Origin of the sequence: Maritalea mobilis (assembly GCF_019800885.1) — a bacterium.
In the GTDB taxonomy this organism is placed as follows: Bacteria; Pseudomonadota; Alphaproteobacteria; order Rhodobacterales; family Rhodobacteraceae; genus Roseibacterium; species Roseibacterium beibuensis.
In genome coordinates, this window is sequence record NZ_JAHVKE010000002.1 from 378,504 (window position 1) to 391,641 (window position 13,138).

The 13,138-nt window shown below is 66.2% G+C and carries 16 protein-coding genes; 8 read left to right on the forward strand and 8 right to left on the reverse strand.

Translation table 11 applies throughout. From position 1 onward, the window contains the following. Positions 1-14 precede the first annotated feature (14 nt). Genes flgC through KUV65_RS10575 form a run of 8 tightly spaced genes read left to right on the forward strand, consistent with a single transcriptional unit; the run spans position 15 to position 4,251 of the window. The gene (gene flgC, locus KUV65_RS10540; RefSeq protein ID WP_222190355.1) at positions 15-407 is read left to right on the forward strand and encodes a flagellar basal body rod protein FlgC; all 393 of its coding nucleotides are present in this window, start codon (positions 15-17) and stop codon (positions 405-407) included. A gap of 24 nt (positions 408-431) precedes the next feature. Next, positions 432-725 (forward strand): flagellar hook-basal body complex protein FliE, encoded by a 294-nt coding sequence (fliE, locus tag KUV65_RS10545; protein ID WP_222190356.1) that lies wholly within the window; start codon positions 432-434, stop codon positions 723-725. A gap of 11 nt (positions 726-736) precedes the next feature. Then, entirely contained in the window at positions 737-1,003 is a 267-nt protein-coding gene (locus tag KUV65_RS10550; protein WP_222190357.1) for a flagellar biosynthetic protein FliQ, read from the forward strand. A 13-nt stretch (positions 1,004-1,016) separates the two neighbouring features. After that, positions 1,017-1,736 carry a flagellar hook-basal body complex protein gene (locus KUV65_RS10555; RefSeq protein WP_222190359.1) on the forward strand — a complete coding sequence of 240 codons (720 nt, stop codon included), beginning with the start codon at positions 1,017-1,019 and terminating at the stop codon, positions 1,734-1,736. Between the two features lie 21 nt (positions 1,737-1,757). Next, positions 1,758-2,543, forward strand: a complete 786-nt coding sequence (gene flgG, locus KUV65_RS10560; RefSeq protein WP_222190361.1) for a flagellar basal-body rod protein FlgG — start codon at positions 1,758-1,760, stop codon at positions 2,541-2,543. After that, entirely contained in the window at positions 2,543-2,962 is a 420-nt protein-coding gene (flgA, locus tag KUV65_RS10565; RefSeq protein WP_222190363.1) for a flagellar basal body P-ring formation chaperone FlgA, read from the forward strand. The genes flgG and flgA overlap by 1 nt, the downstream gene beginning before the upstream one ends. Beyond that, on the forward strand, positions 2,959-3,687 hold the full coding sequence (flgH, locus tag KUV65_RS10570; protein ID WP_222190365.1) for a flagellar basal body L-ring protein FlgH: 729 nt from the start codon (positions 2,959-2,961) through the stop codon (positions 3,685-3,687). The genes flgA and flgH overlap by 4 nt, the downstream gene beginning before the upstream one ends. Positions 3,688-3,696: 9 nt before the next feature. Next, positions 3,697-4,251: a flagellar basal body-associated FliL family protein gene (locus KUV65_RS10575; protein ID WP_222190367.1), complete on the forward strand. Its 555-nt coding sequence runs from the start codon at positions 3,697-3,699 to the stop codon at positions 4,249-4,251. Between the two features lie 43 nt (positions 4,252-4,294). Here the strand turns inward: KUV65_RS10575 and KUV65_RS10580 are convergent, their stop codons facing one another. From KUV65_RS10580 to KUV65_RS10615, 8 genes are all read right to left on the reverse strand, one after another. Beyond that, complete coding sequence (locus KUV65_RS10580; protein ID WP_222190369.1) at positions 4,295-4,681, reverse strand: hypothetical protein; 387 nt, start codon at positions 4,679-4,681, stop codon at positions 4,295-4,297. Continuing rightward, entirely contained in the window at positions 4,678-5,766 is a 1,089-nt protein-coding gene (locus KUV65_RS10585; protein WP_222190371.1) for an EscU/YscU/HrcU family type III secretion system export apparatus switch protein, read from the reverse strand. The genes KUV65_RS10580 and KUV65_RS10585 overlap by 4 nt, the downstream gene beginning before the upstream one ends. Further along, on the reverse strand, positions 5,766-6,536 hold the full coding sequence (locus KUV65_RS10590; RefSeq protein ID WP_222190373.1) for a flagellar biosynthetic protein FliR: 771 nt from the start codon (positions 6,534-6,536) through the stop codon (positions 5,766-5,768). Before KUV65_RS10590 ends, KUV65_RS10585 begins: the two co-directional genes overlap by 1 nt. Continuing rightward, positions 6,533-8,611 (reverse strand): flagellar biosynthesis protein FlhA, encoded by a 2,079-nt coding sequence (flhA, locus tag KUV65_RS10595; RefSeq protein ID WP_222190375.1) that lies wholly within the window; start codon positions 8,609-8,611, stop codon positions 6,533-6,535. The genes KUV65_RS10590 and flhA overlap by 4 nt, the downstream gene beginning before the upstream one ends. Then, positions 8,608-9,075 (reverse strand): hypothetical protein, encoded by a 468-nt coding sequence (locus tag KUV65_RS10600; protein WP_222190377.1) that lies wholly within the window; start codon positions 9,073-9,075, stop codon positions 8,608-8,610. Before KUV65_RS10600 ends, flhA begins: the two co-directional genes overlap by 4 nt. 318 nt (positions 9,076-9,393) lie before the next feature. After that, positions 9,394-11,595: a hypothetical protein gene (locus tag KUV65_RS10605; protein WP_222190379.1), complete on the reverse strand. Its 2,202-nt coding sequence runs from the start codon at positions 11,593-11,595 to the stop codon at positions 9,394-9,396. Then, positions 11,592-12,461: a flagellar motor stator protein MotA gene (gene motA / locus KUV65_RS10610; RefSeq protein WP_222190381.1), complete on the reverse strand. Its 870-nt coding sequence runs from the start codon at positions 12,459-12,461 to the stop codon at positions 11,592-11,594. The genes KUV65_RS10605 and motA overlap by 4 nt, the downstream gene beginning before the upstream one ends. A 44-nt stretch (positions 12,462-12,505) precedes the next feature. Then, on the reverse strand, positions 12,506-13,135 hold the full coding sequence (locus tag KUV65_RS10615) for a MotE family protein (RefSeq protein WP_222190383.1): 630 nt from the start codon (positions 13,133-13,135) through the stop codon (positions 12,506-12,508). Positions 13,136-13,138 lie beyond the last annotated feature (3 nt).

Sequence of the window (13,138 nt, forward strand, 5' to 3'; positions counted from 1 at the left end):
TGTATAGGAATACAATGACCGATTTCAGCTCAGCCCTCTCCGTCGCCGCAAGCGGGATGCGCGCCCAGGCGCAGCGCCTGCAGCACGTGTCGGAGAACATCGCCAATGCCGACACGCCCGGCTATCGCCGCAAGCTGGTCAGCTTCGCGCCGGATCGCAGCGCCGAGGCCGCGCAAGGCGCGGTGCAACCCGGCCCGGTCCGCCTGTCGCGGGCCGATCTGCCGCAGATCTACGACCCCGGCCACCCGCTGGCCGACGATACGGGGCATTACGACGGGTCCAACGTGGATCTGGTCGTCGAACTGGCCGACGCGCGCGAGGCGCAGCGCAGTTACGAGGCCAATCTGCGCGTCTTCGACCAGGTCCGGCAGATGTCCTCCTCCCTCAACGAACTCTTGCGTCGCTGAGACCCCTAGAAAGGAGCAGCCAGAATGGATGTTCGCAACACGCTCGCCGCCCAGGCCTACGGGCAGGCTCGCCCGGCCCTCCGCCCCGAGGCCACCGCCCAGCCCTCGGCCGGGGAGGCGTTTACCCAGGCCGTCGAGGGCTTTGCCGAAACCCTGCAAACCGGAGAGGCGCAGGCGCGGGCCGCCATGACCACCGGCGCCGACCCGCATTCGCTGGTCACCGCGCTGGCGCAGACGGAACTGGCCGTGGAAACGGCGGTCACGATCCGCGACCGGGTGGTCGAGGCCTACCAGGAAATTCTCAGGATGCCAGTGTGACGGGGCGCGTGATGGATGAAATGCTGTTCTTCGACACGCTCCGGCAGGGGCTGTGGGTGGCGGTCATCACCTCAACCCCGATCCTTGCGGCGGCGCTGATCTCGGGGGTGGCGGTGGGCCTGTTCCAGGCGCTGACCTCGATCCAGGAGATGACGCTGACCTTCGTGCCGAAACTCCTGGCCATCGTCGCGGTGTTCTGGGTGTCGATGGGGTTCATGAGCCAGACGCTCACGGCCTATTTCCACGACATGCTGATCCCCCTGATCGCGGGCATGTAAGGGGGGCGCCGCCATGGACAATGCCGCATACGTCACCCTGACCCGCCAATCGGGCCTGATACGCGAAATGCAGGTCGTGGCCCACAATATCGCCAACCTCTCCACCACCGGCTTCCGGGCCGAGGGCGTGATCTTTGCCGAACATGTCCGCGCCACCGGGCGCGGCGAGGAAAGCCTGTCCATGGCCAGCGCGACGGGCCATTCGATCTCGCCCGTACAAGGCGCGCTCAGGACGACCGGCGGCACCTTCGATTTCGCGATCGAGGGCGAGGGGTTTTTCCTTGTCGACACGCCCGAGGGTGAGGCGCTGACGCGGGCCGGCAGCTTCATCCGCTCGGACCAGGGCGAACTGGTCACGCCCGATGGCCACCTGCTGCTGGACGGGGGCGGTGCGCCCGTCTTCGTTCCGGCCACGGCGGAGTCGATCACCTTGGCCGATGACGGGACGCTCTCCGCCGATGGGCAGCCGCTGACCCAGATCGGGCTGTGGCAGCCCGTCGATCCAACCGACCTGACGCGCCGGGCGGGCGTCGTTTTCGTGGCGCCTTCGGGTGTCGAACCCGCCCCGCCCGCGCGCCTTCTGCAAGGGGTGCTGGAACAATCCAACGTCGATCCGGTGGGCCAGATCGCCCGCATGATCGAGGTGCAGCGCGCCTATGAGCTGGGCCAGTCCTTCCTCGATGCCGAGGATAATCGCCTGCGTGAATTCCTGCGGACCGCGGGCAATCGATGACGCCAGAAAGGAGTCGATCCGATGAGAGCACTTGATATCGCCGCCACCGGGATGAGCGCGCAACAGATGCGGGTCGAGGTGATCTCGAACAACCTCGCCAACATGTCCACCACGGGCTACAGCCCGCGCCGCGCCGATTTCGCCGACCTGCATTACCAGCAGATGACACGCGCGGGCGCGATCAACGCCGCCGATGGCACGGTCGTGCCCGCCGGGGTGCAACTGGGCCTTGGCGTGCGGCCCGCCGCCGTCACCGTAACCTTCGCGCAGGGGGCGCTCTCCCAAACCGGGGGCGATCTGGACATCGCGATCGAGGGGCGCGGCTATCTTGAGGTGACGCTGCCCTCGGGCGCATCGGGTTATACGCGCGACGGCGCGCTCCGGCGCACGGGCGACGGGCTGATCGTGACGGCCGACGGCTACGAGGTGAGCCCCGGCATCACTATCCCCGACGACGCCCGCCAGATCGCCATCAATGCCGATGGCGAAGTCTATGCCTATTTCGCGGGCCAGGTCGAACCGGACCTTCTGGGCCAGTTCACGCTGGTCGGGTTTTCCAACGACCAGGGGCTCGAGGCGATGGGATCGAACCTGTTTCTCGAAACCGCCGCCTCGGGCCCGCCGCTCCAGGCGCAACCGGGCGAGGACGGTCTTGGCACGCTGCGGCATGGCTATGTCGAAACCTCCTCGGTCGATGCCGTGCGCGAGATCACCGAACTGATCGAGGCGCAGCGCGGCTACGAGTTGAATGCCAAGGTCATCACCGCCGCCGACCAGATGCTCGGCGCAACGACGCAGGTGCGGTGATGCGCTGGGTTCTTTTCCTGATGTTTCTCGCGCAGCCCGCCTTCGGCGACACGGTGGTCGCCTCCACCACGATCCGTGGCCAGCAGCTGATCGGCCCCGAGGACGTGGTCCTGGTCGAGGGCGACACGCCCGGCGCCCTTTGGGCGGTGGACCAGGCAATCGGGATGGAGGCGCGCGTCAACCTCTACCCCGGGCGGCCGGTCCGCCGGGGGGACGTGCATCCACCCGCCATCATCGAACGCAACGAGGTCATCACGCTGCGGTTCGACTCCGGCGGCCTGTTGATCGTGACCGAGGGGCGGGCCCTCGACCGTGCAGCCGAAGGCGAGGCGTTTCGCGCCTTGAACCTCTCGTCACGCAATACCGTAACTGCCGTGGCCTCCGCGCCCGGCCTCGCCATCGTTGGACAGATGCCATGACCCGATTCCTCCTGTATTTCTGCGTGTCGCTTGCCTTGGTCAGCTGCGGTCGCCTGTCCGAAGTGGGCCAGGTCCCCGATTTCAACACGCCGACCGCCGGCAACGAGGTGTTTGCCATGAGCGTGGCCCCCTTGCCCGAGGATCGCGTCGCCGCCGCCCGCCACGAGGGCGCGTCGCTTTGGACGGCTGGGCGTCGCTCGTTACTCGGGGATCGGCGCGCCGGGGCGCGGGGCGACATCCTTACTGTCGTGATCGAGATCGACGAAAGCGCCGAAATTTCGAACAGTTCCGAACGCAGTCGCTCGGGATCCGAACAAATGGGGGTTTCGGGTCTGTTCGGTCTGCCGGAACTGGCGGATCGCGAATTGCCTGACGGGGCCTCGATGTCCGGTGCCGTCGATACCGGGTCAAGCAGCCGCTACGCTGGCGACGGTGCCGTGCGTCGCAACGAAGAGCTCCAGCTGCGGATCGCGGCGACGGTCACGGACGTTCTGCAAAACGGCGTGCTGCGGATCGAGGGCACGCAGGAGGTGCGGGTCAACCACGAGCTGCGCGAGTTGCTGGTCTCGGGCTATGTCCGGCCCGAGGATATCTCGCGTCAGAACGAGATTGCCTATGACCGGATCGCGGCGGCGCGCATTTCCTATGGCGGGCGCGGCCAGATCAGCGACGTGCAGCAGCCGCGCTACGGGCAGCAGATCACCGACATTCTCCTGCCTTTCTGAGGGTCACAGATGATGCGCCTTGTTCTTCCGTTGCTCCTTGTCCTGCTCGGTCTTGCCGGAGGGGTGGGCGCAGGTCTGACCCTTGGGGCGTCATCTTCCCCGGATCCGGCAGCCGAGCATCACGGGTCTGCCGAAACCGAAGGGTCCGGCGATGGCGACGATCATGCCGAGGGTGAAGACGACGGGCATGGCGCGGCGGGGCATGGCACCAGCATCATCCGCGTCACCCCCGCCGGGGCCGATACGGAATATGTCCGGCTGAACAATCAGTTCATCGTTCCGATCATCCGCCACGGGATGGTGCGGTCGCTCGTGGTGATGGCCCTGACGCTCGAGGTGCCGACCGGCGACAACGACCTGGTGTTCCAGCACGAGCCGCGCTTGCGCGACTCGTTCCTGCAGGTGATGTTCGCCCACGCGAATGCAGGCGGGTTCGATGGAAGTTTCACCGAGGCTGCAGCCATGGCACCGCTGCGTATCGGCCTGCGAGAAGCGGCAGCCCAGGTTCTGGGCAATAGCGTTTACGATGTCCTGATCGTGGATATCACGCGACAGGATGCGTGACGCCAAACACGCATCTCGAACTTCTTATGCAACAATCCCGATTTCAGATCCCGCGGTGCCGTTTGCGTTCTGCATTACGGCGTCGCGCGTCGATCTGCTGTTTCTCGATCTCTGCAAGGATCTGCTCCCGGCCGTAGGCCCGCCTCGCCGCCTCGCGGGCGCGGGCCAGATGAGCCTCGGCACGGGCAAGCGCCTGGGTTTCCGACATCTGTAGCCGTCGCAGTTGCGCGGCCTGGGCCAGCATCTGCGCTGCCAGGATCGGGTCGGCCCCCACGCTGAGGAGCGCCCGTCGATGCGCCGCGATCTGGTCGATGCGCGCCTTCACGGCATCGCGCCGAGCACGCGCCTCGACCACGGGGCGCAAGGCCGCCTGCGATAGCATGTCGGCCAGCGGCTTCAGTTGTCTAAGCCGGGTATCGACCTTGCTCATCGCGGCCTCCGACCGGCTTTGCGCCGCATGAGATCGGCGAAGCGAATGGCGGCGGCGACGGCGCGATACTGGTCCGGCGCGATCGGATCGCCGATCTCGACGCTCGCGAACAGGGTGCGCGCTGTCGGCGGGTCGGAATGGATCGGCACGCCCGCCTCGGCCGCTTTCTCGCGGATGCGCGCCGCGATTTCATCCACCCCCTTCGCGACACAGACCGGCACGCCGCCCTTGGACCGCTCCCATTTCAAGGCGACCGCGTAGTGGGTCGGGTTCACGATGACCACGTCGGCCTTGGGCACATCCGCCAGCATCTGGTTCGTGGCGAGCGCCTGGCCCCTTTGCCGCCGGGCCTGTTTCATGGTCGGATCGCCCTCGGCGCTTTTGACCTCGTCCATCACCTCCTGCCGGGACATCCGGTTCTTGGCCTGGTGCTGCGCGTATTCCCACATCCAGTCGATCCCGCCGATGACGACCGCCATGCCGGTCACGACGATCAGGAAATCGAGGACCAAACCGCCCAGTTGCACAAGGATCTGCCCGGGCGACGCGTAGATCGTGGCAAGGATCGCCTCGGCCCGCGCCCAGAGATAGAGCGCGAGAAGACTGGATACGACCGCCAGCTTGACGGCGGATTTCGCGAATTGAAACAGCCCCTGCGCGCCGAACTTGTTTCGCGCGTTGGACAGCGGTGAGATCCGCGAGAGTTTCGGCGACAGCTTGGACGGACTGAACAAAAGACCCCGTTGCGCGATCAAGGCCACAAGCAGCAGCAGTGCGGGCACCAGGATCACGACGCCTGCGCTTAGGAGGCTATCGAACACCGCACCAGCCGCTGCCGTTGACCCGCCCGGGGCGAGAATCAGGGCGGACAAGGGATCGGCGCGCCCGAGGCTCTCCTGCATGAGCCGCCCCAGCGACTGCACCACCCAAGGGCCCAGCAGGGCCCCGGACAAGAGAAAGCCGAAATAAGTGACCGCCGTGTTGAGGTCGGCCGACCGGACGATTTCGCCCTTCTTTCGCGCTTCTTCGAGTTTCCGCGGCGTCGGGTCATGCGGTTTGTCGCGTGGCGACTCGTCGTCGGACATCACGGCCCCCCGATCGGTGACACGAGCGCAGCTTCAAAGGCTGATAGCCAGATGGGCAGGATGAAGGGGGTCGTGACCAGCAAAAGGAGGAGCCCGCCCCAGGTGATTGCCGGTGCCCCCACGAAGGCGACCATCAGCTGCGGCATGGCCTTGTTGATGACGCCGAGCGCCACGTTGTAGAGCAGCGACGCGATCAGGAACGGCGCCGCCAGCGAAAAGGCCAGTGAAAAGCTGTCGGCGACCTGCGCGATGCCCCAGGCGCCGACGTCCCGCGGGCCCGGCAAATCGCCGAAGGGCAGCAGCGCGTAGGATCTCAGGAAGGCTTCGACGAGGTGGACGTGCAGGCCCGAGATCACGGCCAGCGTGACCCCGCCAAGGGTCAGGATCGCCCCCATGGCAGGTTGCGGATCGGGCGAGGCCCCGCCCATGATCTGGCTAAGCGAGGTGGACTGCGCCGCGATGCTGCCGGCGATCTGCAGCGCATGCACCATCAGGCGCAGCGCGAGGCCGAGGATCAACCCCGCGCCCGCCTCGCTGACAAAGGTCTGGACGGGGGGAAGCGCAGGGCCGCCGCCGATCTCGGTCACCAGCATCGGCGTCAGGAATACGCTCATCGCCAGCGCCGCGCCGAGGCGCACGCGCATGGGCACCATCTGGTCCCCCAGCCCCGGCAAAACCAGGAAGGCGGCCCCAACCCTGAGAAAGACCGACAGCCCAGCCATCAGCCACAGCTGCGACATGCCCAGAAGATGCGACAGCAATTCGGTCATGGGGCCGCCAACCCCACCAGCGCCGGTTTCGCTTCCAGCCCGATTTCCTCGAAAGAGAAGACAGGGTTCGGGATGCCGCGCGCATTCAGCACCGTGCGAAGGAAGCGGCGGCGCAGGGCCGATGTGACGACCGCCGGGTAGCTGCCCTTTTCGCCGGCCTGCGAGACCTTTTCGGCCACCGATCTGGCCAGCGCATTGAACTGGTCCGGCGGCAGGGCAATTTCGGGCAAGGCGGTTTCGCCCCCGATCTGGTGGCGCAGGAACACCTCTTCCCACTCGTTCGAGAGCTGGACCAGCGGCAGGGTGCCGTCCGCGCGTTTCATCTCGGCCACCAGCTGGAAGCCAAGCCGTTGCCGGACATGTTCGCAAATCACCTCGGGCGGCGCCGATCCCCCCCGCGCCTCGGCCACCGCTTCGAGGATCAGCGGCAGGTTGCGGATCGAGACCTGTTCAGCCAGCAGCAGGCGCAGCACCGAATGGAGCAGGCCAAGCGGCACCTTGTCGGGAATCATCTCGTCCAGAAGCCGCCGGTTTTCCTCGGACCGGGCGCCGTCGGACAGGGTCACGAACGCGTCAAGCTGGCGTTGCAAGGTTTTGAAGGTGAGCAATCGGTCGAGGTTGCGCTTCAGGACTTCCAGAAGATGCGTTGCCAGCACTTCGGAGGCCTCCACCACAGTGACGCCCTTGAGGGCGGCCGCCTCGCGATCTTGGGCGGCGATCCAGCGGGCCGGGGCCCCGTAGACAGGTTCCTCCACGTCTTCGCCCGGCGGCAGGTCGCTCCGTTCGTCTCCGACCAAGGCAAGCACGCGGGATGGCTGCAGGCGGGCCGTGGCATGCTCCACCCCGAGAAGCCGGATCGCGTAGCTGCCACTGGGCATGTCGCCCCGATCGGTCAGACGGATCTCGGGCAGGATCAGGCCGAAGGCGCGCGCCACGTGCTCGCGCATGTTGCGGATCCGGGCATCGAGACCGGTAGCCGGGTCAAGGGCAAGGGCCACCAGATCCGGGGCGAATTCCACGTGGATATCGTCGAGGTCCAGCAGATCGCCGATCTTTTCCTCGGCCTTGGCCGGGGCCTCTGCCTCGGGCGCGGGCTGTTGGGCCTCGGCCAAAAGCGCCTTGTGGCGGACCCAAGCCGCGGCTCCGAGCGCCGCGGCGCCCAGCAGGAAGGGCAGAAACGGCAGGCCCGGCACCATCGCGAAGATCGCCATCAGGACACCGACCGTGGCCAATGCGGAGGGGTGATTGCCCAATTGTTGGATCAGGGCCGTATCGGTGGAGCCGGACGCCCCGCCTCGCGCCAGAAGCAGCGCCGAGGCGATGGCGATGATTACGGCGGGGATCTGGCTGACCAGCCCGTCGCCGACCGTCAGGATGGAATAGGTCTCGAACGCCTGGGCCAGGGGCATGTCGTGAATGGCCGTTCCGATGATCAGGCCGACAACAAGGTTCAGGAGCGTGATCAGCAGGCCCGCGATCGCGTCGCCCTTCACGAATTTCGACGCCCCGTCGAGCGAGCCGAAAAAGGTCGTTTCCGCCTGCTCGGTCTCGCGACGTCGCTTGGCCTCGGCATGGTCGATGGCGCCGGCCGCCATGTCACTGTCGATGGCCAGTTGTTTGCCCGGCATGCCATCGAGCGCGAAGCGCGCGCCAACCTCGGCCATGCGGGCCGCGCCCTTGTTGATGACGATGAAATTCACGATCAGTAGGACGCAAAAGATGACGAGCCCCATGACGACCGAGCCGCCGATCACGAACATCGCGAAGCCTTCGATCACGCCACCTGCAGCGCCCGTGCCTGTGTGGCCCTGACCGATGATCAGCTTCGTGGACGACACGTTCAGTGACAGCCGCAGCATGAGCGAGGCCAGCAGCACCGTCGGGAAGGACGAGAAGTCGAGCGGACGCTCGATGAACAGGGTCACCGTGAAGATCAGGATTGCAAGACCAAAGGACGCAGCAAGCCCAATATCGAGGATGAAGCTTGGCACAGGCAGAATCATCATGACGATGATCGCCATCAGTGCCAGCGCAAACAGGATCGTTGGCTGGAAGAGGGTCGCGGCCCGTTTCATCGCTGCCCCCCAAGAAGCGGAAGGGCCGATGCCCTGGCGAAAAGGGGCTGAGCCGACGCCAAACCGCCGCGTCCAGAGGCCACAAGGGGCGGGCGCCGGACAGCGTCGAATGGGGTCGGGGGGAACTCGGGCGACGCCGCCGGGCGCGCGCTTGGCGCCAGTTCGCGGAGGTCCGCGGCTATCTCGTGGAACCGGGTGATATACCTTTGCCCATGCTCGGGCGTGCGCGAGTGATAAGCGGCAACCGCCGCGTCCCAGTCACCTAGCTCCGTTCGCAGATCCAGAAGGAACCGCGCCGCGTAGCGCGCATTTCCGACCGGGTCGATCATCGCGGCCGCCGACTCGAACCGGGCGGCATGCCAGCGGTGGTTCAACTGGAAACATCCGATATCGATATTGTGCCGACCCGAAGCCAACCGGCGCTGCAATTCGTGCAGCGCTGCGGCGCGCGTGTCGAACCACATCCCCTCGCCGCCGGCATTGATTGTCCAGGGCCAACTCGTGAAGCGACCCTCGATGGTCCGCCCCGTTTCAAGGAGGGCAATGCTGCGCAATATGTCGAGAGGAACCCCTGTTTCATCGGCGGCGGCGCGTGCTGCCCGATCACATAGATCCATCGGTGGGGCTTGGCGCGTTTCAGCAAATGCGCTGGGTTCGGCCAGTGTGGGGCCAGTCACGGGCAAAGCCCAAGCCATCATGCAAAGCGCGCAAACATGGGCAAGCCGTATGATGAGGGCCCGATTGAAAAGCGACCGGGCTGCGGTTTGGTGTGGCTTGACCATTCAATCACCTCCCGGCCGCAACAAGACCGATACGAGCTGCCGCAGCGCGCGACTATCTTCTACAAGAAGTGACAGGTCCTGCAGATCTGTTTCTGCAGTGCCGCGTCTTTCCTCCCCATCCCTGAGCCTTGGGTCGTCGGGCCAGAGATTCATCATACGGTTGGCAAGCTGGCGCTGTGGGCCGTCAGTGATTTCGGCCAGTGTCGGCCAGTCACGGGCGGACCAGGCCTCGGACAGGAGGTCATCGTCAGAGCGTTCGGGCGCCGGGCCGGCGGGAAGGATCAGGCTCCGCTGGCCGCCCCGCAGTGCCTCGGCAGCTTGGAAAAGACCTGCATCGCGCAGATGCGAAATGGCCGCCATTCGCACGCGCCCGGCCTCCGACCCCTCAACGTTCCACGTGCTGCCAAAAAGATGCGCCACGGCGGCCAGCGCGGCGGTGTCCTGTGCATCGAGCCGAGAAGCGATCAGGTGGAGGATTGCCTCGCCTCGCACCTCGTCTGACCGTACCTCTGCGTCGAGGAGCAACTCGACGCTTTCGTCGAGGTTGCCCGTCGCAGCATGGGCGAGGACGACTTCGCGCCACAGCGCATCTGACGTTTCACCGGCAGGCGTCTCGCGCAGCAAGGCCTCGGCAGCGACCAGGCGCGTCTGATCCGGGGGCGTGCCGGTTCGGCGGGCCAGGGCAAGGGCGTGGGACATGGTTTCGGCGGGCGTGGCCCCGTCAGCCTCCAGCGCGTCGTCCAGGATCATGCGCATCTGCGCGGAGTCCGGTTCCACTCCGAGGTCGAGATCGAGGCGAGCAACCGCGTCTTGTGGCAGGCGACCGCCCCGCACAATGGCATCGGCCACGTTGCGGGCCGCGCTGTCATGGCCGTCGCTCTGAAGCCGCCGCGCCAGGCGCGGTGCCAGGTGATCGCGCAGCACAGCCGGCAATGCGGCATGGGATCTTTGGACGAGGCCGACCTGGTCGTCCGACAGGCTCGGTCCGATGCGCCCGTCGAGATATCGCCAGAACAGCTCGCTTCCACTGCAGGCCATCGGGTCGGCTTCGACCGGGAACCGCGGACTGTCGGCGCCATCGACCATGGCCGCGATAATGAGGAGGTCCTCGGGCGGGATGTCCAACTGTCGAAGCCAGAACGCGGCTTCGGCCCCGAACCCGTAGAAAAGGTAGTGGCGGGCGAGCGCGATGGCCCCCTCTGGCACCAACCTGTCGCGCTCATCGAACAGCCCGAGTCTCAGGGCACCCAACCCCTGGTCCGGTCCTGCCCCATCGGCCCAATCCCGGATCTCGTAGGTGAGGCCGTCGCAGGCCAGTGGCGGGCGCTGCAACGCGGGGCTCGGAGCGGGGCGCCGGTCAGTGTCAAAGGCGGTTTCTGCCCGCAGGGGGAGCATCTCTGCGGGGCGGTCCTCCTCCAGGTCATCATCGCGTCCCGGGGCGTCGGCCCCGCGCCTTTCCGTGGCGGCCTCGGCGGTTGGTGACACGAGGGCCATGTCTTGATCCGCGTCCTCCACGAGTGCGGGCACATCGGGGTCATCCGGGGAGGCACTTGGGCCCGCAGCGACAGGGTCGGCATCCGCCAAGGGGCGCCCCAGGCTGGCATCGAGCAAACCCGCCGCCGCGGCGCGGGCCAGTTGCGCGGCCATGACCTGCGCAGCCTCTTCGAGGTCTATGTCGTCCACACCGTGCGGGATGTCGGGACGGGTCGGGGCGGCTTCGGGCATGTCCGGATCGAGATCAAGATCGACGTCCTCGACCAGGAGGTCCGCGAGGTCCGGCAATACCCCGGCGGTGGCAGGCCGGGTCGGGGCGGGCACGTCCGGCGGATCGGCTATGTCGATCACGACGTAGCGGTCGCGAAAGCGAAACGCCTCGACGTCGCAGGGGCAGGCGAGGGAAAGGTTCAGCGAGGTGCCTGCGTCAATCTCGGCCAGACGATCGCGCTGGATCAGGTTGAAGACTGCGCTCGTATCGAACCCCTCAGGTGCCGGTGTCACTGTCAGGGCATAGTCACGCCCGTCGCCCGTCAACGCCCAGTCCCGGTCGGGGCCGATCTCCACGACCAGCCGGGAAAATCCGTCATGCTCGCCGGATTGGACGGCCAGTGTCTGCGCGGTGAGGCCCGTGACGCTCGCAACGAGGGCCAGCATCGCAAGGACTATGCGGTGCGCCAAGGGGGCGAGGGGGCGGGCCATCATCATGCCGCCCCCTGCTTCAGTCCGCGCAAGGCCTCTTCCAATGCGTTGAAATCCGGGCGCATGTGATGCGGCGTGTTCTGCCGGCCGACCTCGATACAGATATTCGTCGCGTGATTGTGGAGGTTGGCGATCAGGACCTCGCGGATCAGAAGGTAGAACTGGTGGTCCTCTTCCACGACCATCTTCACCTTCGCGGCAAAAGGGCCGACGAAGCCATAGGCCAGAAAGACGCCCAGGAATGTCCCGACAAGCGCCCCGCCGATCAGCCCGCCAAGGATCTCGGGCGGCTGGTCGATCGAGGCCATCGTCTTGATGACGCCCAGAACGGCGGCCACGATCCCCAGTGCGGGCAGACCATCGGCAACGGTCTGCAGCGCGTGGGCGGAATGTTCGGCGTGGCTGAGGTTCTGGTCCAGCCGCTTGTCCAGCACCTCTTCGACCTGGTGCGGATCGTTGTAGTTCATCGAGGCCGAGCGCAGCGTGTCGCAGATCAACTCCACCGCCTCGTGATCCGCCTGGATCCTCGGATACCGCCCGAAAATGTCGGAGCCGTCCGGGTTCTCGATATGCTCCTCCAGCGTGACGGCGTTCTGCCGGCCAAGACGGATCAGTTCGAACAGCAGGCACAGCAGGTCGCGATAATCTTCGGGCTTCCACTTGGGGCCCTTGAAGACCTTTCCGATGGCGCCGAACGTGTGCTTCACCGCGCTCATGTCGTTCGAGATCAGAAACGCCCCGACCGCGGCGCCAAGGATCATCGTCATCTCGTAGGGCAGGGATTTGAGGATAATCCCGATCTTGCCCCCGGCGGCGATATAGCCCCCGAAGACCATGACGAAGATAACGACGATCCCGATCATTCCGATCATGCCGGCCCCTCCAGACGCTTTGGTTTCGTGATCGCGGACATGGGTTAATTTTCCGTATCCGGCGGGCTGATCTCCGGATCGGAGCGGACGGGGGCCATGGCATTGCGCGTCGCCAGCACGACCGAGATCGCGTAGGCGACGTCGGGGTCCAGTTCCGCCAGGAGTGCGGCGCTGGTCGCCGGGGCCATGCGCGACAGGAAGCCGGCGGCAAAGCTGGGCTCCATCCGTTCGAAAAGCCGCGCTGCCTCTTCCGGGGCCATGGTTTCATAGACCCGCGTCAACTGGTCGATGTCGGTTTCAGCCGCCGTATCCGAGACCGTGACCAACCGCGCCAACCTTGCCTCGGCCTGTTCCAATGCAACGAGTCGATCTTCTATAAGAGTTTGCGCCGCCATGAGGGCCGCCTCGCGTTCCTCCAGGTCGGCCTGGCGTGCGACCAGTTGGGCGCGCAGCGCGGCCACTTCGTCCAGCGCGCTCCGGAGTCGTCCCGTCTCAGGCAGGAAGGGGGCGGCGGTTGCATGGCCCGCGGGCTCCGAGGCTTGCGCCCAATCCAGTGCGCCAAGGCGCAGGACACCGGACGCGGCAAAGCTCAGCCCGAGGGCGAACAGCAACCATCCGCGGCGCATCCGTCGCGGATGCGGGGTTTTCGATTTTCGCACTGCGCGGCGGGCCATATG

Coding starts and splice junctions, on each gene's coding strand:
- flgC (WP_222190355.1), top strand. CDS start 15: ATGACCGATTTCAGCTCAGCCCTCTCCGTCGCCGCAAGCGGGATGCGC.
- fliE (WP_222190356.1), top strand. CDS start 432: ATGGATGTTCGCAACACGCTCGCCGCCCAGGCCTACGGGCAGGCTCGC.
- KUV65_RS10550 (WP_222190357.1), top strand. CDS start 737: ATGGATGAAATGCTGTTCTTCGACACGCTCCGGCAGGGGCTGTGGGTG.
- KUV65_RS10555 (WP_222190359.1), top strand. CDS start 1,017: ATGGACAATGCCGCATACGTCACCCTGACCCGCCAATCGGGCCTGATA.
- flgG (WP_222190361.1), top strand. CDS start 1,758: ATGAGAGCACTTGATATCGCCGCCACCGGGATGAGCGCGCAACAGATG.
- flgA (WP_222190363.1), top strand. CDS start 2,543: ATGCGCTGGGTTCTTTTCCTGATGTTTCTCGCGCAGCCCGCCTTCGGC.
- flgH (WP_222190365.1), top strand. CDS start 2,959: ATGACCCGATTCCTCCTGTATTTCTGCGTGTCGCTTGCCTTGGTCAGC.
- KUV65_RS10575 (WP_222190367.1), top strand. CDS start 3,697: ATGATGCGCCTTGTTCTTCCGTTGCTCCTTGTCCTGCTCGGTCTTGCC.
- KUV65_RS10580 (WP_222190369.1), bottom strand. CDS start 4,681: ATGAGCAAGGTCGATACCCGGCTTAGACAACTGAAGCCGCTGGCCGAC.
- KUV65_RS10585 (WP_222190371.1), bottom strand. CDS start 5,766: ATGTCCGACGACGAGTCGCCACGCGACAAACCGCATGACCCGACGCCG.
- KUV65_RS10590 (WP_222190373.1), bottom strand. CDS start 6,536: ATGACCGAATTGCTGTCGCATCTTCTGGGCATGTCGCAGCTGTGGCTG.
- flhA (WP_222190375.1), bottom strand. CDS start 8,611: ATGAAACGGGCCGCGACCCTCTTCCAGCCAACGATCCTGTTTGCGCTG.
- KUV65_RS10600 (WP_222190377.1), bottom strand. CDS start 9,075: ATGTGGTTCGACACGCGCGCCGCAGCGCTGCACGAATTGCAGCGCCGG.
- KUV65_RS10605 (WP_222190379.1), bottom strand. CDS start 11,595: ATGATGATGGCCCGCCCCCTCGCCCCCTTGGCGCACCGCATAGTCCTT.
- motA (WP_222190381.1), bottom strand. CDS start 12,461: ATGATCGGAATGATCGGGATCGTCGTTATCTTCGTCATGGTCTTCGGG.
- KUV65_RS10615 (WP_222190383.1), bottom strand. CDS start 13,135: ATGGCCCGCCGCGCAGTGCGAAAATCGAAAACCCCGCATCCGCGACGG.